Here is a 19,722-nt window from a genome sequence, read left to right on the forward strand (position 1 = left end):
AGGGGAATGTGGCATAATTGCGGCGAATGGAAGCGACCCGCGCGCCGTTGATCGCCATTCGGATTGCGGCTGACCCGGCGCCGGCGGCGTGCTAGCAGCGGCCCCATGTCGGACACGCAACATCTCTACCTGGTCGACGGGTCGGCCTACATCTTTCGCGCCTACCATCGTCTGCCCCCGCTGACCAACCCGCAAGGCACGCCGGTGGGCGCGGTCTACGGCTACACCACCATGCTGTGGAAGCTGGCCGACGACCTGCACAAGGCCGACGGGCCGACGCATCTTGCCGTCGTGCTCGACAAGTCGAGCCATTCCTTCCGCAACGATCTGTATGCCGATTACAAGGCCCACCGCCCCGACCCGCCAGAGGATCTCGTCCCGCAGTTCCCCCTGATCCGCGACGCCACCCGCGCCTTCAGCCTGCCGATGGTGGAGGAGCCGAACGTGGAGGCGGACGACATGATCGCCAGCTATGCCAAGGCAGCCATCCGCAAGGGATGGGACGTCACGATCGTCAGTTCCGACAAGGACCTGATGCAATTGATCGGCCAGTGCGGCGAAGACGACCTGGAGCCGGGCGTCACGACAGGCGGGTGCATCGACATGCTCGACACCATGAAGGACGCGCGCATCGGCCGCGAGGAGGTGATTGCCAAGTTCGGCGTTCCGCCCGAACAGCTGGGTGACGTGCTGGCGCTGATGGGCGACAGCGTGGACAATATTCCCGGCATCTACGGCATCGGGCCCAAGACGGCCTCGAAGCTCATATCCGACAACGGCTCGCTGTCCGCCGCGCTCGATTCGGCTCCGTCGCTGAAAGCCTCCAAGCTGAAGGACCGCCTGATCGAGGGGCGCGCGATGGCCGAGCTAAGCCGGACGCTGGTGGAACTGCGGTGCGATTGCCCGCTGCCCATCGCGCTGGAGGACATGGCTCTCGACGGCATTCCGCCCGAACCGCTCGCCACGTTCCTGGAATCGCACGGATTCCATTCGCTGCTCAAACGCCTTGGCGCAGGGAGCGGCAGCCCTGACCGACCGACCAATCTCAATCCCGCGAAGCAAAGCCAGAAGGGCGCGCCCGCCGCGCAGCAGGGCAACACGCAGCCCTTGCCCGACTGGCCCGCCGTGGACCGCGATGCCTACGAGTGCGTGCAGACAATCGACCGGCTGGAACACTGGGTGGCGCGGGCGCTCGCCGCGCGTCTGGTGGCGATCGACACCGAAACCAGCAGCCTTGATCCCATGCGCGCCGAGCTGACCGGGATCAGCATGGCGCTCGGCCCCAACGATGCCTGCTACGTTCCCCTGGGGCATGGCGGAAGCGACATGTTCGCCGACAAGCCGCCGCAGGTGGACCGTGCCGCCGCCATGGCCATGCTGAGGCCGCTGCTGGAAAGCGACGCAATCCTCAAGGTCGGCCAGAACATCAAGTACGACATTACCATCCTTCAGCGCTGCGCCGGCATTACCGTAGCGCCGGTGGAGGATACGATGATCATGTCGTTCGACATGGACGCAGGCCGCGCCCTTGACGGGATTGGGGCCGGCGGCATCGGCGGGGGCCACGGCATGGACGAACTGGCCCAGCGCCACCTCGGCCATACTACGCTCACCTTCAAGGACATCTGCGGCACCGGCAAGAAGGCCATCCCCTTTGGCGAGGTGCCGCTGGACAAGGCGACGCAATATGCCGCCGAGGATGCCGACGTGACCTGGCGCCTCTACCAGTTGTTCAAGCGCCGCCTGCCCGAAGAAGGCGCAACGCGCGTATACGAACGGGTGGATCGCCCCCTTATCCCCGTGGTCGCGGGCATGGAGCGCGAGGGCATCAGGGTCGACAGGGCGGCGCTCGCCAAGTTGTCGGAAACCTTTGCCGAAACCACCGCCGGCCTGGAGACCGAGATCCACGAACTGGCGGGCGAGCCGTTCACCATCGGCAGCCCCAAGCAACTGGGCGACGTCCTGTTCGACAAGCTGGGCCACAAGGGCGGCAAGAAGGGCAAGAGCGGGCAGTATTCGACCGACCAGAGCATTCTGGAACGCCTCGCCGGCGAAGGCGCGCCGATTGCCGGCAAGGTGCTCGAATGGCGGCAACTGACCAAGCTGCGCAGCACCTATACCGAGGCGCTGCAGGCCGCGATCAATCCCGATACGGGGCGCGTCCACACCAGCTACAGCCTGGTCGGCGCGCAGACCGGGCGGCTATCCAGCACCGATCCGAACCTGCAGAACATTCCCATCCGCACCGCCATCGGGCGCGAGATCCGCAAGGCCTTCGTGCCCGACGAAGGCAACGTGCTGCTTGCTGCGGACTACAGCCAGATTGAACTGCGGCTGGCGGCGCACATGGCCGACGTGCCGCAATTGAAGGAAGCCTTTGCCAGCGGCGAGGACATCCATTCGCGCACGGCGCTCGAAATGTTCGGCACGGTCGACCGCGACACCCGCGCGCAGGCCAAGACGGTCAACTTCGCCATCCTCTACGGCATCAGCCGCTGGGGTCTTGGCGGCAGGCTGGGTATCGAGGCGGACGAGGCGCAGGCCATCATCGACACCTATTTCCAACGCTTTCCCGGCATCCGCAACTATATCCACGAAACGCTCGAAAGCGTTCGCGCCAAGGGCTATTCGGAGACGCTGTTCGGCCGCAAGACGTGGTTTCCGCGCATCAATTCAAAGCAGCAGGCCGAACGCCAGGGAAGCGAGCGCGCCGCGATCAACGCGCCGATCCAGGGCACCAGCGCCGACATCATCAAGCGGGCCATGGCGCGCATGCTGCCCGCCCTGCGCGAGGCCGGTTTGCCGGATGTGCGGATGCTGTTGCAGGTGCACGACGAACTGGTGTTCGAGCTGCCGGAGAGCGACGTGGAGGCGGCCGGCGCCGTCATTGCGCGGGTCATGGCCGATGCCGCCTTGCCCGCGGTCGAACTGACCGTGCCGCTCGGTATCGAGATCGGCCACGGCCCGAGCTGGGACGACGCCCACTAGATCGTCTGCGCCGCCCGCCTGAGGGGCGCTGCCTTCCTGCCGGGGGCACCGGGGTTGCATCCCCGACCCCCGGCCCATAGGTGACAGACCATGTTCGACCGTCTCGACCCCCGCGATTGGGGCATCGACTGGCTCGATGCCGGCTATGCCGCGCTTGCGCTGCTGACTGCCGTCATCGCTGCCTGGATTGCCTATCGCATTATCTTCGCCATCGTGATGAAGCTCGCGCGCGCCTCGGACTCGCCGTCGGACAACGTGGTGGTGGAGCGCATTCGCTCACCCATCAAGTGGGCGCTGATCGCGATTGCCATAACGCTTGCCGCGCAGGCCGACCCGCTGCTGGCCCAGGTGTGGGAGCCGCTTGGCAAGTTCCTGCGCCCGGCCCTTCTTGGCTGGATCGTCTATTCCATCGTCAAGGCCTATACCGCGACCATGGAAATGCGGTTCGATGCCGCAGCGGACCCGGTGGCGGTGCGCAGCCGCCGCACCCGCATCGCCATCCTTTCGCGCACCGCAATGTTCGCGATCATCTTCATCACCGTGGGGCTGATGCTGTTCGCCATCCCCACCGTGCAGAACATTGGCGCCACGCTGCTCGCCTCTGCCGGTCTTGCCGCGCTGGCCGTTGGCGCCGCCGCACAGCCGGCGCTGAAGTCGCTGATCGCGGGCCTGCAGGTCGCCATTACCGAGCCGCTGCGACTGGGCGACATGGTCAAGGTGGATGGCCACACCGGCCGGGTGGAGGAGATCCACATGGCCTTTGTCATCGTGCGAACCTGGGACGAACGCGCCATAGTCGTGCCGACCGGCCGCTTCCTGGACGACACCTTTGAAAACTGGTCGCGCCGTAACGAGGCCTTGTCCGGTCCTGTATTCTTGCATCTGGACCCGATTGCCGACGTCGACCCCATCCGTGCGGAGTTCGAACAGTTCACGGCAACGCAGGATCTGTGGGACCGCCGCACCGCCCAACTGCTGGTGACAGAGGCCTATCCCGAAAGCGTCGAGTTGCGCCTGACCGTCAGCGCGGCGACCATAGGCGACCTGTGGAACCTCAGGTGCACAATCCGCGAACACATGCTCGCCTGGTTGCGTGAGAATCAACCCGACGCGCTGATCCGCCACCGGCTGGAACTGCCCGGCGGCCACGCCAAGGCGCCCGAGACCGGGGGACCGAACTGACGAGGGATTGGCCGAGCGTTCTATGCTTGGGCCCGCGAGGGAGCGGAGCGAACCACATCCCTCGACAAGACGACAGTACCGGCTCAGTCCTCGTGCTTGTTCTCCCGCCGGCTGGATACCATGCCCTCGGTAAGGAAGCCGATGGGCCGCACTTCCATGGCGCGCTTCTTCAGCTCGCCCTTCATCTTCTTGTATTCCTCTTCCATCTGCGGCGTGACCGTGGCCCGGCTGTCTTCCAGCGCCTCGTCGAAGTCGGCCTTCGACACGCTGTCGGGCGAGGCCGAACCGTCCTTGGCAGACCGGCGAATGGCGTTGAGGCCGGCGCGGCGGACCACGTCTTCCAGGTCCGCCCCGGTGAAGCGCTCGGTCTTGGCGGCGATGGCTGCCAGATCCACCCCATCGGCCAGCGGCATGGCCTTGGTGTGAATGTTCAGGATATGCTCGCGCCCCGCCTCGTCCGGCGGGCCGACGTAGACCAGTTCATCGAACCGGCCGGGCCGCAGCAGCGCGGGATCGACCAGCGTTGGGCGGTTCGTGGCACCGATCACCACGATGCTGGAGAGTTCCTCCATCCCGTCCATCTCGGCAAGAATGGTGTTGACCACGCGCGCCGTCACCTGCGGCTCGCCCGCGCCGGACCCGCGGGCCGGGACCAGCGAATCGATCTCGTCGATGAAGATGACGCAGGGCGCCACGGCCCGCGCGCGGGCGAACATGCGGGCGATCTGCTGCTCGCTCTCGCCATACCACTTGGAAAGCAGGTCCGAGCTTTTCATCGAGATGAAGTTCGCCTCCGCTTCCTTGGCGACCGCCTTAGCCAGCAGGGTCTTACCGGTGCCGGGCGGGCCATAGAGCAGGAACCCCTTGGCCGGACGGATACCCAGCCGCTCGAAGGCCTGCGGATTCTTGAGCGGCAGTTCGACGCCTTCCTTCAGCTTTTCCTCCGCTTCGCCAAGGCCGCCGATGTCGGCCCAGCCCACGGTGGGGGCCTGCACCATCACCTCGCGCATGGCAGAAGGCTGCACGCGTTTCAGCGCCTCGCGGAAATCCTCCTTCTCGACCTGCAATTCCTCGAGCACTTCGGGCGGGATTTCCCGCGCATCGAGATCGAGTTTCGGCATGATGCGCCGCACCGCCTCGATCGCGGCCTCGCGCGTCAGCGCGGCAAGGTCCGCGCCCACGAACCCGTGGGTGGAGCGCGCCAGTTCGGCAAGATCCACGCCTTCGCCCAGCGGCATCCCGCGGGTGTGGATGCCAAGGATTTCGCGCCGGCCCTGCTCGTCCGGCACGCCGATCACGATCTCGCGGTCGAAGCGGCCCGGGCGCCTGAGCGCCTCGTCGATGGCGTCGGGTCGGTTGGTGGCGGCGATCACGACGAGGTTGGCGCGCGACTGCAGCCCGTCCATCAACGTCAGGAGCTGGGCGACGAGGCGCTTTTCCGCCTCGCCGGCCACGTTCTGCCGCTTGGGGGCGATCGAATCGATCTCGTCGATGAAGACGATGGCCGGCTGGCTGCGCTCGGCTTCCTCGAATACCTCGCGCAGGCGCTTTTCCGATTCGCCATAGGCCGATCCCATGATCTCGGGGCCATTGATGGTGAAGAACTCGGCATCGCTTTCGTTTGCCACGGCCTGCGCCAGCCGGGTCTTGCCAGTGCCGGGCGGGCCATGCAGCAGCACACCCTTGGGCGGGTCGACGCCGAGGCGGGTGAACAGTTCGGGGTATCGCAGCGGCAGCTCGACCATCTCGCGCAGCTGCTTGATGGTGTCTTCCATGCCGCCGACATCGTCGTAGTTGATCGTGCCGCGCGCACTGCGCGGCTCCTCGAATTCGGCGCGCAGCTCCACCTCGGTGTTCTCGTCGATATGGACGATGCCCTTGGGACTGGTGGAGACGACCTGCAGGCGGATCTCGGTCAGCGCATAGGCGGGGGCGTTGAACATGCGACGCACGTTGGCGGGCACGTTCGCCACGGGCTGCTGGCCGTGGGTGGCGACGAGATCGCCGGCGACAAGCGGCTTCTTGAAGAACACGCGCTTCAGCGCCTCGGTCGGGCCCTGCAGGCGCATTTCCTTGCGGGCGGGCGCGAAGACGACACGGGTGGCCGGCACGCTGTCAGCGCGGCGCACGATGACGTGTTCGCCCGACGATGCCTCGGCGTTGGCGCGTTGCAGGCCGTCGAGGCGGATCACGCTGAGCGCCTCGTCCTCCTCGTAGGCCGGAATGGCGATGGATACGGTGGCACGCTTGCCCTCGATCTCCACCGCGTCACCCTCGGTAATGCCGAGCGCCTGGAACGCGCTGCGTGGCACGCGCACGACGCCCCGGCCCGATTCCTCCTGCCTGGCGGCGGCAACTTGCAGCCTGACGGTTCCCTGTTCGATTTCTGTAGCGGCGTTGTCCTGGGCCATGCGGCGCTCTCGTCCTCAATCCTGCATTACGAAGGACAAAGCTAGGGTGCCCTCCCTCGCTTTACAAACGGGCGTAGCCCGCGTTGGTGCCGCGTTTGTCGCTGTTACGAGCGGACAAGAAAAAAGGCCCGGTCGTTGCCGACCGGGCCTGGAAGTTTTGGGAGAGGATGCCTGAAAGGCAGGGAGACATATGCTGCGAGGGCGCCGATCTCGCAAGTGCGAAAAGGGCATAAGCTGTTGCATCGCACGCAACATCGCCCGAAAACGCTTGGTTGTCAGCATGATCGACAGGTGGCGGGCGCCACCAAATTGCCCGATGGTGCATTGTGCGACCCGATATTTTGCGTTGCAGCAACTTTGCGCGACAGGGTGACATCGCTCGCGACAGCCTCTAATCCCATGTCAGAGTCGCCAATTGCGAGAGGACACCCATGCAGAAAATCTACGCCGATGCCGAGGCCGCCCTTGCCGGCCTGTTGCACGAGGGGATGACCATCGCGGCGGGCGGATTCGGCCTGTGCGGCATTCCCGAACGGCTGCTCGACGCCATTCAGGCCTCCGGTGTGGGCAACCTCACCTTTGCCAGCAACAATGCTGGCATCGATAACGAAGGCATCGGCAAGCTGCTGCGCACGCGGCAGGTCTCGCGCATGATCTCCAGCTATGTCGGGGAGAACAAGGAGTTCGAACGGCAATATCTGGCTGGCGAGCTGGAGGTGGAATTCTGCCCGCAGGGCACCCTGGCCGAGCGCATGCGCGCCGGCGGTGCGGGCATTCCGGGCTTCTATACCAAGACCGGCGTCGGCACCCAGGTGGCAGAGGGCAAGGAAGTGAAGCAGTTCGACCGGGGCGACGGGCGGGAGGACTTCATCCTCGAACACGGCATCTTTGCCGACCTGTCCATCGTCAAGGCGTGGAAGGCTGACGAGACCGGAAACCTCGTGTTCCGCAAGACCGCGCGCAATTTCAACCAGCCCGCGGCCACCTGCGGCAAGGTCTGCGTCGCCGAGGTCGAGGAAATCGTGAAGCCGGGCGAGCTCGACCCCGACGGCATCCACCTGCCCGGCGTGTTCGTGAACCGCCTGGTGCTGGGCGCGCCCTACGACAAGAAGATCGAGTTCGTCACCACGCGTCAGCGCGAGAGCGCCTGACACCTTGCGCAAGACGCCCATCCTGGCTGCCATGGCCATCGCCCTTGCCCTGCAAGGCTGCGTGGCGCTGGCAATCGTGCCGATTGCGGCAAGCGGCGGGCTGCTGGCGCGCAGCGCGCTGACGGGCGATCGCACGCGCGAGGCGATAACCGTGGGCACGGACATCGATCCCGAAACGGTCGATTTCGCCAGCTACGCCGCCTTCACCGTGCTGGATACGAGCGAGCTGCCAGCACCCGCCGCGACGATTCCCGACGACGGTCCCCTCGGTGCGTTTCACGCCTTTGCAGCGCGCGCGCTGCCCGATGCCGATCCTGATGCGGCCGCCCGGCCTGCTGAGCGGTATTCCGCTCTGCTACAAAACCCCAGCGCACTGCGTCCCTCGCTCGCCGCCTGCCAGCAAGAAGTCCCTGCCGTCCTGCTCGACCTCGACCCGGCGGGCGGACTGATGCCCACCGCCATGGGCGCCGCGCCGAATCCTGCGCTGGTGGCCGTGCTCGACGATCTGCGCCGCCGCAACGTGGCCATTGCCTGGATGACCGACCGCGAACCGACAGAGGCCGGGCGCATCCGCGAACTGCTGCTGTCCACCGGGCTGGACCCGACGGGGCGCGACCCGCTGTTCGTCCAGCGTTATCCCGGTGAGACCAAGCAGGCGCGCCGCCGCGCGCTGCTGGAAACGCATTGCCCCATCGCCATTGCCGGGGACGAGCGCACGGACTTCGACGATCTTTACGCCTTTCTGCTCGACCAGAGCGCCGCCGGCCCGCTGGAGGCGATGCTGGGGTCGGGCTGGTTCCTCATCCCCGCACCGCTCGACTGAAGGAAAGCCTGCCCATGTCCACAGAAACGCACCAGGAAACGAAGGGCTGGACCCGCGACCAGATGGCCGCCCGCGCCGCGCGCGAGCTGAAGGACGGATATTACGTCAACCTCGGCATCGGCATTCCGACGCTGGTGGCTAATCACATACCTGAAGGCATGCAGGTCACATTGCAGAGCGAGAACGGCATGCTCGGCATCGGCCCCTTCCCCTATGCAGGCGAAGAAGACCCGGACCTCATCAATGCCGGCAAGCAGACCATCAGCGAACTGCCGCACAGCGCCTATTTCGACAGCGCCACCAGCTTCTCGATGATCCGCGGCGGGCATATCGACCTGTGCATCCTGGGCGCGATGGAGGTGGCCGAGAACGGCGACATCGCCAACTGGATGATCCCGGGCAAGATGGTGAAGGGCATGGGCGGGGCGATGGACCTGGTCGCCGGGGTCAAGAAGATTATCGTCGTCATGGAGCACACCGCCAAGGACGGCAGCCCCAAGTTCATCCCGTCGTGCACCCTGCCGCTGACCGGCACGGACGTGGTCGACATGGTCGTGACCGACCTTGCGGTATTTCACCGGCCCGATCACGCCAGCCCGTTCCGCCTGGTGGAGATGGCGCCCGGCATCAGTGCGGACGAAGTCGCCGCCAAGACCACCGCGCATTACGTCAGCTGACCCTTGGCACGCGTGGCTGCAAACCCCGGCACGCCCTGGCTCGTCGCCGGCGGCTGGCTCTCGCTCGCAGCATCGGCATTGCACGTCGCCTGCATCGTCGGCGGGGAGAAATGGTATCGCTTCGTCGGCGCGGGCGAGGACATTGCCATGGCGGCGGCGTCTGGCGCGCTCTGGCCTCACCTGCTGACGCTGGGCATTGCCGTCGTCCTCGCGCTGTGGGCGGCCTATGCCTTTTCCGGCGCCGGGCGGACACGGCGCCCCCCGCTGCTGCGCACCGCGCTCGTGCTGATCGCGGCGGTCTATCTGCTGCGTGCGCTTGTCGTGTTGCCGGCGCTGGCGATCCGGCCCGAGGCGTTGACGCCATTCGCCATCGTCAGCTCGCTCATCGTGCTGGTCTACGGCGTCGCCTACGCGGTGGGGACGGCGCGGGCATGGATGGCAATGCGCCAGACGACGTGATGCCGTGACCTACACCCTGATAACCGCCAACCGCAACTATTCGAGCTGGAGCCTGCGCCCCTGGGTGCTGATGAAGGCGCTGGGCATTGCCTTCACCGATCGCATCGTGCCCTTTGCGAAGCCCAGCAACCACGACGATTTTCGCGCCTTTTCGCCGACCGGACAGGTGCCGGTTCTGCTCGATGGCGGGACCACGGTCTGGGATTCGCTCGGCATCGCGCTCTACCTGGCGGAGCGGCACGCGGGCGTCTGGCCCGCCGACGAGGAAGCGCGCGCGTTCGCAATGTGCGGCGTTGCCGAAATGCACGGCGGGTTCGCCGCCCTGCGCAACCAGTGCACCATGAACGTCGGCGTGCGCGTGGCGCCGGGACCGCACGACGCGGCGCTGGCGCGGGACGTGGGGCGGGTGCGCGAGTTGTTCGAGGAAGGGCTCGCGCGGTTCGGCGGGCCGTGGCTGGCCGGGCCCGATTTCACCGCGCTCGACGCCTTTTTCGCGCCCGTCGCTTACCGGTGCCGGACCTATGGCCTCGCCATGGGCGGCGGGCAGGCCTGGGTGGAACGCGTGCTCGATCACCCGGCCATGCGCGCGTGGGAGGCGGCGGCGCTTGCCGAAACCTGGCGCGAAGCCGGCCACGAGGCAGAGCTTGCAGCCTGTGGTGCCATCACCGCGGACTTTCGCGCCCCGCCCGCCTGACGCCGCCTGACGGCCTAGCCCTCGCGCGCCGCGCCCTGCCCGCGCACCATGGCCACGATCTGCTTCAGCGCCGGCTTCTTGTCGTTCAGCAGGCTGGCGCGGAAGATGCGGCCAAGCAGTTGCAGTTCGATCCAGATGAACACAGCCAGCAGCACGATGGTGCCCGCGATCTCCCACGTCGCGACACCGCTGCCGAGGCGGGCGAGCATGGCGAAGGGCGTGTAGAGCGGGATCCATGACAGGATTTTCACGATCGGCTGGTCCGGCCCGCTCAGCGCCGCCTGCATCACGATCAGCACGGGGATCATCACTAGCAGGATGACCGGCGTAAGGTAGCTCTGCGCATCCTGCATCGATTCGCTCAAGGCGCCGATGGCGAGGAACAGCATGGCGAGAATGACGTAGCCGGCGAAAAAGTAGACGATCATGGCCGCGATCAGCAGCGGATCGTCCAGTGCCTCGAGCGAGGGCTTGAGGACATCGGCCGCGAAGCCTTCGAAATACAGCGCACCGGCCAGCCCGGTTCCGGCCCAGACCAGCACGATAACGATGCCGACGGCGCCCAGCCCCAGCAGCTTGCCCTGCATCAGCGCGTCGGGCCGGATGCAGGCGAGCACCGATTCGAACAGCTTGTTCGATCGTTCCTCCACCACGCCCTGCAGCATCATCGAGCCGGTGGTGACAGCGGTGATGAGCAGCAGGTAGACGAGCGCGATCGGCACCAGCGAGCGCGTCATCACCGCGCTGAGGCCACCGCCCGGCGGTGGTTCGGTCACACCAACCGGGGCGCGCATCGTACCGATGGCGCGGGCCGTGCCGGCATCGATGCCCTGCACGGCAAAGGCGCGGTCCCGCACCGCCGTGTCGAGCCCGTCGCGAAACGCCTGGATCAGCGTCTGGTTGGTGCGCCCGTTGGTATAGATCCGCGCCGCCGCGCCCGGTTCGCCGAAGTTTGCCGGGATGTGCAGCACGGCGCCGTAGGGGAGCGAGCGGTCGCCGGCGGTAATGTCGTTCTCGAAGGCAGCCTGCAGGCTGTCGTCCATCGCCGCGTCACCCTGGCCCAGCGTGATCCCGTCCGGCAGCGGAACCGCCATGTAGGCCGGATCCTCGATCTCGAACGGTGGGACACCGGCGGGCAGCACGGGGGCAAGCCTGGCAACCGCCGCCTCCGCCCCGCCGGCATCGGCAAAACGGCGAACCTCGGCTTCGGACAGCCACGCCTGGCGGTCAGCCCAGGGAGCTTGCGGATCGACGCCCTGCAACTCCCAGCGCGCGGCGTATTCGCCAAGATCGCGTAGCGTTTGCTGCTGGTCGGCAAGGTCCAGGCGCTCGGTTATACCCTCGCCGATGCCACCAGTCTCATCGACGATGGTGTAGGCAGTGGTCGTTTCGGGCGCGAGGCTGCTGGTGGCAAAGCCCGAGACGGCCAGGGCCACGGGCAGCGCCAGCAGCATGATCCAGAAGCCCTTGGTGGCGGTGATCTGGCGAATTTCGCGCATGGCGACAAGCAGGACGTCCCTCATCGCACGGTCTCCTGCCGGGTCGTGGCCGGATCGGCGCCGACGAAGTGGATGAACGCCTCGTGCAGGCTGGGCCGGTGGACGTCGAAACGGTTCAGCGCCACCCCGTTGGCGGTGCAGTGGGCAAGCAGCGCCTCGGGCGGCGCGCCGTCGGCAAGTTCGACCTCGTATTCCTGCCACTCTCCTTCGCCGGACAGACGGCGGGCGCGGGCGACACCGGGCAGGCCGGCCGGGTCCATGCGCGCCGCCAGCACCAGCCGCGAGGGCAACGCACCACGCGCCTCGTCCAGCGTGCCTTCGAACGCCTTGCGCCCCCGGGCCAGCAGCAGCAGCCGATCGCACAGCCGCTCGGCATGTTGCATGACGTGGGTGGAAAAGATCACCGTAGCCCCGCCCTTGGCGGCCTCGGCGATCAAGTCCTCCAGCATGGCCTGGTTGACCGGGTCGAGGCCGGAGAACGGCTCGTCCAGCATCAGCAGGCGCGGCGAATTGACCAGCGCGGTCGCCACCTGCACCTTTTGCGCCATGCCCTTGGACAGCTTCTCGATCGGGGACTTGGCGCGGTCCGCCAGCTCCAGCCGTTCGAGCAGCGCCATGGCGGCGGCCTTTGCGGCCCCTGCCTCCATGCGCTTCAGGCGGCCGAAATAGACGATCGTGTCGAGCACGCTCATCTTCTTGTAGAGCCCGCGCTCTTCGGGAAGAAAACCGATGGCGGCGGCGTTCTCGCGGCTGGGCGGCTGGCCGAGCACGACGATGCTGCCGCTGGTGGGGGTGAGAATGTCGAGCGCCATGCGCAGCGACGTGGTCTTGCCTGCGCCATTGCCACCCAGAAAGCCGAACACGCTACCCTCGGGCACGGCAAAGCTGAGCGCATCGACCGCGGTGAAATCGCCGAACCGCTTGGTCACGGCGTCGAACGCCAAGGCGCTGGCTGGCATTGGTGCGGCCCCTGTCCCGTCATCGCGCGCAAACGCGCATCTGTCCCGCCCGCCATCCTAGTCAGCATACGGAGAATGACAACCGGCGGATTGACACGCATCGCCTATCGTGTATTTCTGTAATTACAGAAAGGCGGAAACGAATCGTGGCGATCACCGATATTCCCGAGGCCGAGGCCTTTATCCTCCATTGGGGGGAAATGGGCACCCACTGGGGCGTCAACCGCTCGGTCAGCCAGGTTCACGCACTGCTCTATCTCAGCGACCGTCCGCTCCACGCAGAGGAAATCTGCGATACGCTGGGCCTCGCGCGCAGCAACGTCTCCACCGCGCTCAAGGAACTGCAGGGCTATGCCATCGTCCGCCGCCAGCACGTGACCGGCGACCGGCGCGATCACTTCGTGGCCGAGACCGACCTGTGGGAAATGCTCATGCGGATCAGCGTGGAGCGCAAGAAGCGCGAGATCGACCCGACGCTGCTGGTGCTGGCGGACCTTGCCGCGCAGCTTGAGGGCCGTGACGATGTGCCCGCGCACATACGCGAACGGATCGGCCGGATGCACGAATTCATGGGCACCCTGACCGGCTGGTTCGACGATGTGCGCCGCCTGCCCAAGGGCACGCTGGTGGCGCTGATGAAACTGGGCGGAAAGGTCGCCCGCTTCGTGCCGGTGCGAAACCAGAGCAAATAAACTCACGCGCAGGATACAGACATGACCACGAAACCTTCTCTTGTCGTTTCTGAAATTTCAGAAAATAGAGATCCCATAAAGCGCTGTTGTGACGGACCGCGCTTTTTTGCACTATCGACAATTGTCGGCGCGCTTGCGGTTGGCGGGCCGTTCACACTCATGACCATGATTGAACTGCTCGAGCGCACCCAATTGAGGGACCTCGAAAGCAGGATTATCTTCGCGGTTTCACCGCTGATTTTTACCTCATTGCTGTCCATCACAGGAATGGTCCTTGTGATGCTACCCGCCACGGTCTTTCTCTCCGCGCATCACTGCGAAACCTTAGAAAACCACACGCTTTGCGGCTTGGTCGGAGGGGCGGTGATCGGCGTTTTGTTTGCAATTGTTCTTGGCAATGACTCTTATGGCCTTCTGATCTTTGGCGCTCTTGGCGCGATATCCGGCCTTCCAGCCAGTGGGGTATGGGGCCGGCACCGCATGAAACCATCGAACAGCCACCGGAGCTCCAGTCGCTCCAACCCCGTCCACGACCTGTTGTTCTGAAGCGAAGGAGAAGACCCATGACCGAACTCAGCTATCTCGCCTACCTCGTCATCGCCATTGCTATGACCGGCTGGGTGGCCCGCACCCTCAGCGTCAATGGCGAGGTGTTCCTGGTCGATTGCTTCGGGCATGACGAGGTGCTGGCGCGCAGCACCAATCACCTGCTGGTGGTGGGCTTCTACCTCGTCAACATCGGCTTCATCCTGCTGACCATCAGCCTTGGCAGCGAACCGACCACGCTGGCCGAGGCCATCCGCTTCGTCGCCACCAAGGTCGGCCTTGCCGTCATGGTGCTGGGCGGCTGGCATTTCTTCAACATGCACGCCATCGCGCAGTACGGTCGCAAGGTCGGGCGCTGGGTGCGCGAGAACCATGGGGCAAGGCCGGCCTGATTGGCCGACAGCGTGCCCGGCAAGGGCGGCCCGCAGCGGGGCCGCCCTTTCGCGTGTCAGCGCCTGAAGGGCATCGGCCGAAGCGCGGCGAGGCTGCGCCAAAGCCATTCCGCCGGGCCCTGCCGGAAGCGCGCCAGCCACGGCGCTGACCACAGCACGATGCATGCCGCGGGCAGCAGCACCAGCGCCTCCGCCGCGCCTCGCCCGACCTTGCCGTAAAGCCCCAGCCCCCAGGCATGGAACAGCGCGGCGAAGATTACGCTGGTAAAGAGGTAATTGCTCAGCGCCATGCGCCCCGCCGCCGCCAGCCGCCGGGTCAGCGTTCCGCCGCGAGCGAATAGCGCCATGGCAAGCGCGGCGTAGGCGACGCCCAGCGCCATGTTGAAGGGGATCGAAAAGGCGAGCGCGTTCGCCGCGGTCACGGCCGCGTCAAAATCCGTCGCGATGGACCACGCCGCCAGTATCGCCAGCACCGGCAACGAAACCCCGGCCAGCCACCCGGCCAGCCGCAGCAGGCGCTGACGCGGCCACTCGCCCGCCAGCAGCCCGCCGCGCCACAACGCCATGCCCAGCAGCATGGCGGCAAGGTTGTTGGGCAGCGAGGAGAAAACGGAAATCACCATCACGGGCATCTCGCCAATGCGCCGGTCCACGCGTTCGCCGAAGGTCTCGCGCGCCCGGTCGAGGTAATAGCCGACATCTCCGCCAGCCCCGAACTGCGCCTCCGCCGCGATGCTGGACGCGGCATCGCTGCCCGTGATGGCGGGCACGGCCCACAGGGCAATCACCGTTACCTCCAGCAAGGCCAGCCCGCCCGCCGCCCACAGCAGCCGGCGCACCGGCCAGCGCATGGCGATGGGCAGCAGGCAACCGGTCAGGGCGTAGCTCCTGAGGATGTCGTTGTTGGCCAGCAGCACGGCATGGGCGAGGCCGATCGCCATCAGGGCGGCCATGCGGGCATAGTGCTCGCGCAAGGGGTGGGCTGCATTGCCGGCGCGGGCGCGCTCGATCAGAATCGCCACTCCGGCGCCAAACAGCATGGCGAACAGCGTGCGGAACTTGTCCTCGACCAGCACGAAGGTCAGCGCCCACAGGGCCGTTTCCAGCGGGCCAGTGCCGCCCACCACATCGGCCCGGGGGTTGATATAGGCAGCCGGCAGCATCGCCCAGGCAATGACGTTCATCGGGATGATTCCGATCACCGCCATCCCGCGCAGCGCGTCGAGCGCCTCGACACGACTGCGCGGCAAGGGTGCGGGATCGGTGGAGACGCCGGAAAGGGGCACCCGGCGTCGCCCGTCAAGTCAGGCCAGCGCCGCCTTCAGATCGTCCACCAGGTCGGTGCGCTCCCACGGGAAGGCATCGCCTTCCGCCTTGCGGCCGAAGTGGCCATAGGCCGCGCTCTGGCGATAGATCGGCTTGTTCAGGCTGAGGTGCGTGCGGATGGCGCGCGGGGTAAGGTCGCCGAGCTTGTCGATCGACTGGATCGCCCGTTCCAGTGCGGCATCGTCGTGCGTGCCGGTGCCGTGCGTGTCGACGTAGAGGGACAGCGGCTTTGACACCCCGATGGCGTAGGCAAGCTGGATCGTGCAGCGCGTGGCGAGGCCGGCGGCGACGATGTTCTTGGCCAGATAGCGGGTGATGTAGGCGGCGCTGCGATCGACCTTGGTCGGATCCTTGCCGCTGAACGCGCCGCCGCCGTGCGGAGCCGCGCCACCGTAGGTATCGACGATGATCTTGCGCCCCGTCAGGCCGGCGTCGCCGTCCGGCCCGCCGATCTCGAAGCTTCCGGTGGGATTGATGTGCCATACGGTGGCATCCGTCACGAGGCCGTCGGGCAGCACGTCGCGCACGACGCCCTTCACATATTCGTGCAGCTCGCGTTCCTTGTCGCCTTCGTCGTAGCCTTTGGCGTGTTGGGTGGAGACGACGACGGCGGTGCATTCCACCGGCTTGCCGTTCTCGTACCGCAGGGTCACCTGGCTTTTGCTGTCGGGTTCGAGGAAGGGTGCAGCGCCGCTCTTGCGGTCGGCGGCCATGCGGTGGAGGATCTTGTGGCTGTAATCCAGCGTCGCCGGCATCAGGTCGGGCGTCTCGTCGCAGGCAAAGCCGAACATGATGCCTTGGTCGCCGGCGCCTTCATCCTTGTTGCCGCTGGAATCGACGCCCTGCGCGATGTGCGCGCTCTGGCCGTGGAGGTGGTTCTCGAAGGTCAGCGTCTGGTGGTGGAAACCGTCCTGCTCGTAACCGATGTCCTTTACCATCTGCCGGGCCAGCGCCTCGATCTCGGCCTTCTTGCCTTCGACCCAGTCGCCGTTCTCGTAGACGCCGCGGCAGCGGATTTCGCCCGCCAGCACCACGCGCTGCGTGGCGGTAAGCGTCTCGCAGGCGACGCGCGCCTCGCTGTCGTGGCGCAGCATGTAGTCGACGATGGCGTCGGAGATCTGGTCGGAAACCTTGTCGGGGTGGCCTTCGGAGACGCTTTCGGACGTGAACAGGTAAGTGTGGCGCATGTTGGAGATTGCCTTCTCGTAACGGACTTCAAGGGGGACATCGTGATGATGAAAATCGCCGCGGCTCTAACGGGGCTGGCGGCGCATGGCAACGACACCGGCGAAAAGGAATCCTGCTGCCCAGAAAAGCGACAGGAGGTTGCCCAGTCTGGCGAAAGGCGTGGGCGCGGCGGCGGGAGGAATGATGGCGTCGATCTGCCCTTCCTCGGCCCGTTCGAGATGCTCGCGGACCACGCCGCGCGCATCGATTACCGCGCTGATGCCATTGTTGGTGGCGCGCAGCACCGGCAGGCCTTCCTCGATCGCGCGCATCCGCGCCTGCGCCATGAACTGCGGCGGGCCCGAGGGTCCGAACCAGCCCTCGCTCGACGGGTTGACGATGAAATCAGGGCGATCGGCGCGGTCGACGACCTGCCCGGAAAAGATGATCTCGTAACAGATTTGCGGACTGACCTTGCCCAGCGGGCCCAGATCGACGGTCCGCGCCCCGGGACCCGGCCAGTAATCGATGGTGCCCGCCACCAGCCGCGACAGGCCGAGCGGTTCGAGCAGCCCGCGCATCGGCAGATACTCGCCGTAGGGAACGAGGTGCGACTTGGCCACGCTGTCGATGATGTCGCCATTGGCGCCAAGCGCGGTGACGACGTTGCGCGCACCTACTGCACGGCGGGTGCCCTCGTCGCCGAGACCGATCTCCAGTTCGGTCGCGCCGGTCAGCAGCACGCTGCCAACACCCACGGTGGCGCCAAGGCGGCGGCGCGCAAACTGCGGGCTGCCCATTGCCGTGGTGGTGTCGTAATAACGCTGCGGATAGCCCTCGCGCAGGTAATCCGCCATGCCCGATTCGGGCCACAGCACCAGCCGCGGCGTCGTGGCGGCCGGGTCGGGCCGTCGGGACAGGTCGGCAAGGCGCTGGTAGTTCGCCTCGAAGGAACGCGGATCGTTCAGCGCGGCCTGCGCGATGACCGGCTTGGCGATGGTCACACGCACCGTGCCCTCGCGCGGCGCCGGCGCCGGCCAGACCATGCCGAGAACGGTCAGCGCGATCACCAGCAGCATGACCCGATTCCGCCGCTCCAGCGCCAGCAACAGCGGTGCGGCGGAGAGGAACAGGGCGAAACCGGAGAGCGCGTAGGTGCCCGCCATCGGTGCGAGCGCAGCCAGCCCTGGTCGCGAGAATTCGCCCAGCAACACCATGGCAAAGGGGTTCCAGGCGTAGCCGGTGAAGACCCAGCTTCTCAGCCATTCAGCGATTACCCACGCGCCCGCGAATACCAGCACGAAGCCCCAGCCCGCGCCGGTTCTGGCCAGCGCCCGCGCCGCGCCTGCCGCCAGCGCCGGATAGACGGCCAGATAGATCGCGAGCAGCGGCACGGCGGCCCACCCGAGGACCGCCGGCATCTGCGCCTGATGCGTAAAGGAATCGGCGATCCACACGTTGCCGAACGTGAAGTGCGCCCAGCCGAACAGCCAGCCGAGCCAGGTGGCGCGTTTCCAGCTGCTGGCGCTCGCTGTCATCAGCGCGAACAGCCCCATCGCCAGCAGCGCCAGCGGCCACAGGCCAAGCGGCTGGAATCCGGTTGCAGAGATGAAGCCGAGGCCAAGCGCCCACAGCCATGCCCCGCGACCGTCCGCGCGCGGCAGACGGTCGATCAGCGGCAGGGCGGATTGAGCCTCCACGTGCGCGTTTCCGGCGCGGCTCAGCCTAGGGCTTCGCGGGCACCGTCGTCATCATCGTCCTTGGGCTTGCGCCGGGTGGAGAGCTTGCGCGGCTTGCGCGCGGCGCCCTCTTCGTCGCTCGTGCGGGCGATGGCGGGGGGAAGCATGGCCGGGTCCAGCCCGCCGCCATGGTCCACCGGCGATGCCTCGCCCGCGGGATCCTCCGCATCCTTGCGGCGGCGGGGCTTCCTGGCCTTGGGCTGCGCATCCTTGGAATGCTCGCCGTCAGACCGTTCGTCCCGCGGCGTATCGTCACGCGTGAAGGGGTTCCGGTCGTCCTGCTGGTCGCCCGCCTCGCCCTCGGCACCGGGTTGCGGCTGGTTACGCACGCGCTTCGGTCGGCCTTCGCCACTCCGGCTCTCGTTGCCGCGACCTTCGTTGCCCCGGCCCTCGTTACGGTTGTCGTTGCCACGGTTATCGTCGCGCCCGTCGTTGTCGCGGCGTTCATTACGCCCGGCGCGCTGGCGGTTGCCGCGATCCTGTCGATCGTCCGACACGTCCGTATCGCCGCGGTCGTCGTCGCGATCGTCCTCACGGTCATCGTTGCGGAAATCCTGGCGATCGTCGCTACGATCGTTTTCGCGCGCGGGTCGGTCGTCCTTTTGCGGCTTGCTGTCGGCAATCACGCGGAAGTAATGGTCGGCGAACTGCAGGTAATATTCGGTCTGCACCCGGTCGTCGTTGAGCGAAGCTTCGTGCGCCAGCTTCTTGTACTTGTCGAGCATCTGGGGCGCATTGCCCCGTGCGCGCGAATCGATGCGGTTGGACTGGTTTCCCCCGCCCGGGCCGCCACGATTGTTGCCGCGACCGCGACGTCGATTGTTATTCCGGTTCTGGTTCAAAGGAATTTCGCTTCCCTGGCTTTCGTTTGCCCGCCGCAGCGCGGCAAGGGCCGTGACCCCATCGCAGGCGCCACGCGGGGCGCCGGTTCGTCCGTCATCTTTACCCTTGAAGCGGTTCGCCGCCTCGTCCAGCAAATGTCGGAGTGAAAGGCCCCGGGCGTCCATCCGTCCCTTG

The 19,722-nt window shown here is 66.5% G+C and carries 17 protein-coding genes; 10 read left to right on the plus strand and 7 right to left on the minus strand.

Features of this window, described 5'->3' with window-relative positions; all coding sequences use genetic code 11:
- The first annotated feature begins 105 nt into the window (after positions 1-105).
- Together polA and GRI62_RS12710 are read left to right on the plus strand one after the other, a co-directional pair.
- Positions 106-2,988, plus strand: a complete 2,883-nt coding sequence (polA, locus tag GRI62_RS12705) for a DNA polymerase I (protein WP_131451101.1) — start codon at positions 106-108, stop codon at positions 2,986-2,988.
- Between the two features lie 90 nt (positions 2,989-3,078).
- Positions 3,079-4,170: a mechanosensitive ion channel family protein gene (locus tag GRI62_RS12710; RefSeq protein WP_131451102.1), complete on the plus strand. Its 1,092-nt coding sequence runs from the start codon at positions 3,079-3,081 to the stop codon at positions 4,168-4,170.
- A gap of 83 nt (positions 4,171-4,253) precedes the next feature.
- Here GRI62_RS12710 and GRI62_RS12715 read toward each other — a convergent pair whose 3' ends face one another.
- Positions 4,254-6,581, minus strand: a complete 2,328-nt coding sequence (locus GRI62_RS12715; protein WP_131451103.1) for a CDC48 family AAA ATPase — start codon at positions 6,579-6,581, stop codon at positions 4,254-4,256.
- Positions 6,582-7,012: 431 nt separating this feature from the next.
- On the opposite strand from GRI62_RS12715, the gene GRI62_RS12720 reads away from it, so the two are divergent.
- Genes GRI62_RS12720 through GRI62_RS12740 form a run of 5 tightly spaced genes read left to right on the plus strand, consistent with a single transcriptional unit; the run spans position 7,013 to position 10,385 of the window.
- Positions 7,013-7,732, plus strand: coding sequence for a CoA transferase subunit A (locus GRI62_RS12720; protein ID WP_131451104.1), 720 nt, complete (start codon positions 7,013-7,015; stop codon positions 7,730-7,732).
- A 4-nt stretch (positions 7,733-7,736) separates the two neighbouring features.
- A complete protein-coding gene (locus GRI62_RS12725; RefSeq protein WP_131451105.1) occupies positions 7,737-8,555 on the plus strand; it encodes a hypothetical protein in 819 nt (272 codons plus the stop codon).
- A gap of 14 nt (positions 8,556-8,569) precedes the next feature.
- Complete coding sequence (locus GRI62_RS12730; protein ID WP_131451106.1) at positions 8,570-9,232, plus strand: CoA transferase subunit B; 663 nt, start codon at positions 8,570-8,572, stop codon at positions 9,230-9,232.
- Positions 9,233-9,244: 12 nt separating this feature from the next.
- Positions 9,245-9,691, plus strand: coding sequence for a hypothetical protein (locus tag GRI62_RS12735; protein WP_234032837.1), 447 nt, complete (start codon positions 9,245-9,247; stop codon positions 9,689-9,691).
- A gap of 4 nt (positions 9,692-9,695) precedes the next feature.
- The gene (locus tag GRI62_RS12740; RefSeq protein ID WP_131451108.1) at positions 9,696-10,385 is read left to right on the plus strand and encodes a glutathione S-transferase family protein; all 690 of its coding nucleotides are present in this window, start codon (positions 9,696-9,698) and stop codon (positions 10,383-10,385) included.
- Positions 10,386-10,399: 14 nt separating this feature from the next.
- On the opposite strand, the gene GRI62_RS12745 is transcribed toward GRI62_RS12740, so the two are convergent.
- Positions 10,400-11,908 carry an ABC transporter permease gene (locus GRI62_RS12745; RefSeq protein WP_131451109.1) on the minus strand — a complete coding sequence of 503 codons (1,509 nt, stop codon included), beginning with the start codon at positions 11,906-11,908 and terminating at the stop codon, positions 10,400-10,402.
- Positions 11,905-12,843, minus strand: coding sequence for an ABC transporter ATP-binding protein (locus tag GRI62_RS12750; RefSeq protein WP_131451110.1), 939 nt, complete (start codon positions 12,841-12,843; stop codon positions 11,905-11,907). Before GRI62_RS12750 ends, GRI62_RS12745 begins: the two co-directional genes overlap by 4 nt.
- Positions 12,844-12,989: 146 nt before the next feature.
- Here GRI62_RS12750 and GRI62_RS12755 point away from each other — a divergent pair, with 146 nt between their 5' ends.
- The 3 genes from GRI62_RS12755 to GRI62_RS12765 are packed head-to-tail and all read left to right on the plus strand — an operon-like array spanning position 12,990 to position 14,473.
- Entirely contained in the window at positions 12,990-13,535 is a 546-nt protein-coding gene (locus GRI62_RS12755) for a GbsR/MarR family transcriptional regulator (RefSeq protein WP_131451111.1), read from the plus strand.
- A gap of 21 nt (positions 13,536-13,556) precedes the next feature.
- A complete protein-coding gene (locus GRI62_RS12760; RefSeq protein WP_131451112.1) occupies positions 13,557-14,081 on the plus strand; it encodes a hypothetical protein in 525 nt (174 codons plus the stop codon).
- A 17-nt stretch (positions 14,082-14,098) separates the two neighbouring features.
- Positions 14,099-14,473 (plus strand): hypothetical protein, encoded by a 375-nt coding sequence (locus GRI62_RS12765; protein ID WP_131451113.1) that lies wholly within the window; start codon positions 14,099-14,101, stop codon positions 14,471-14,473.
- A gap of 56 nt (positions 14,474-14,529) precedes the next feature.
- Here GRI62_RS12765 and GRI62_RS12770 read toward each other — a convergent pair whose 3' ends face one another.
- From GRI62_RS12770 to GRI62_RS12785, 4 genes are all read right to left on the minus strand, one after another.
- The gene (locus tag GRI62_RS12770; RefSeq protein ID WP_234032835.1) at positions 14,530-15,759 is read right to left on the minus strand and encodes a DUF418 domain-containing protein; all 1,230 of its coding nucleotides are present in this window, start codon (positions 15,757-15,759) and stop codon (positions 14,530-14,532) included.
- 18 nt (positions 15,760-15,777) lie between these two features.
- Positions 15,778-16,986, minus strand: a complete 1,209-nt coding sequence (gene metK / locus GRI62_RS12775; RefSeq protein ID WP_131451114.1) for a methionine adenosyltransferase — start codon at positions 16,984-16,986, stop codon at positions 15,778-15,780.
- Between the two features lie 66 nt (positions 16,987-17,052).
- A complete protein-coding gene (gene lnt, locus GRI62_RS12780) occupies positions 17,053-18,666 on the minus strand; it encodes an apolipoprotein N-acyltransferase (protein WP_131451115.1) in 1,614 nt (537 codons plus the stop codon).
- A gap of 20 nt (positions 18,667-18,686) precedes the next feature.
- Positions 18,687-19,547, minus strand: a complete 861-nt coding sequence (locus GRI62_RS12785) for a DUF4167 domain-containing protein (RefSeq protein ID WP_131451116.1) — start codon at positions 19,545-19,547, stop codon at positions 18,687-18,689.
- Positions 19,548-19,722: the final 175 nt, after the last annotated feature.

Origin of the sequence: Aurantiacibacter arachoides (assembly GCF_009827335.1) — a bacterium.
Classification (GTDB): Bacteria; Pseudomonadota; Alphaproteobacteria; order Sphingomonadales; family Sphingomonadaceae; genus Alteraurantiacibacter; species Alteraurantiacibacter arachoides.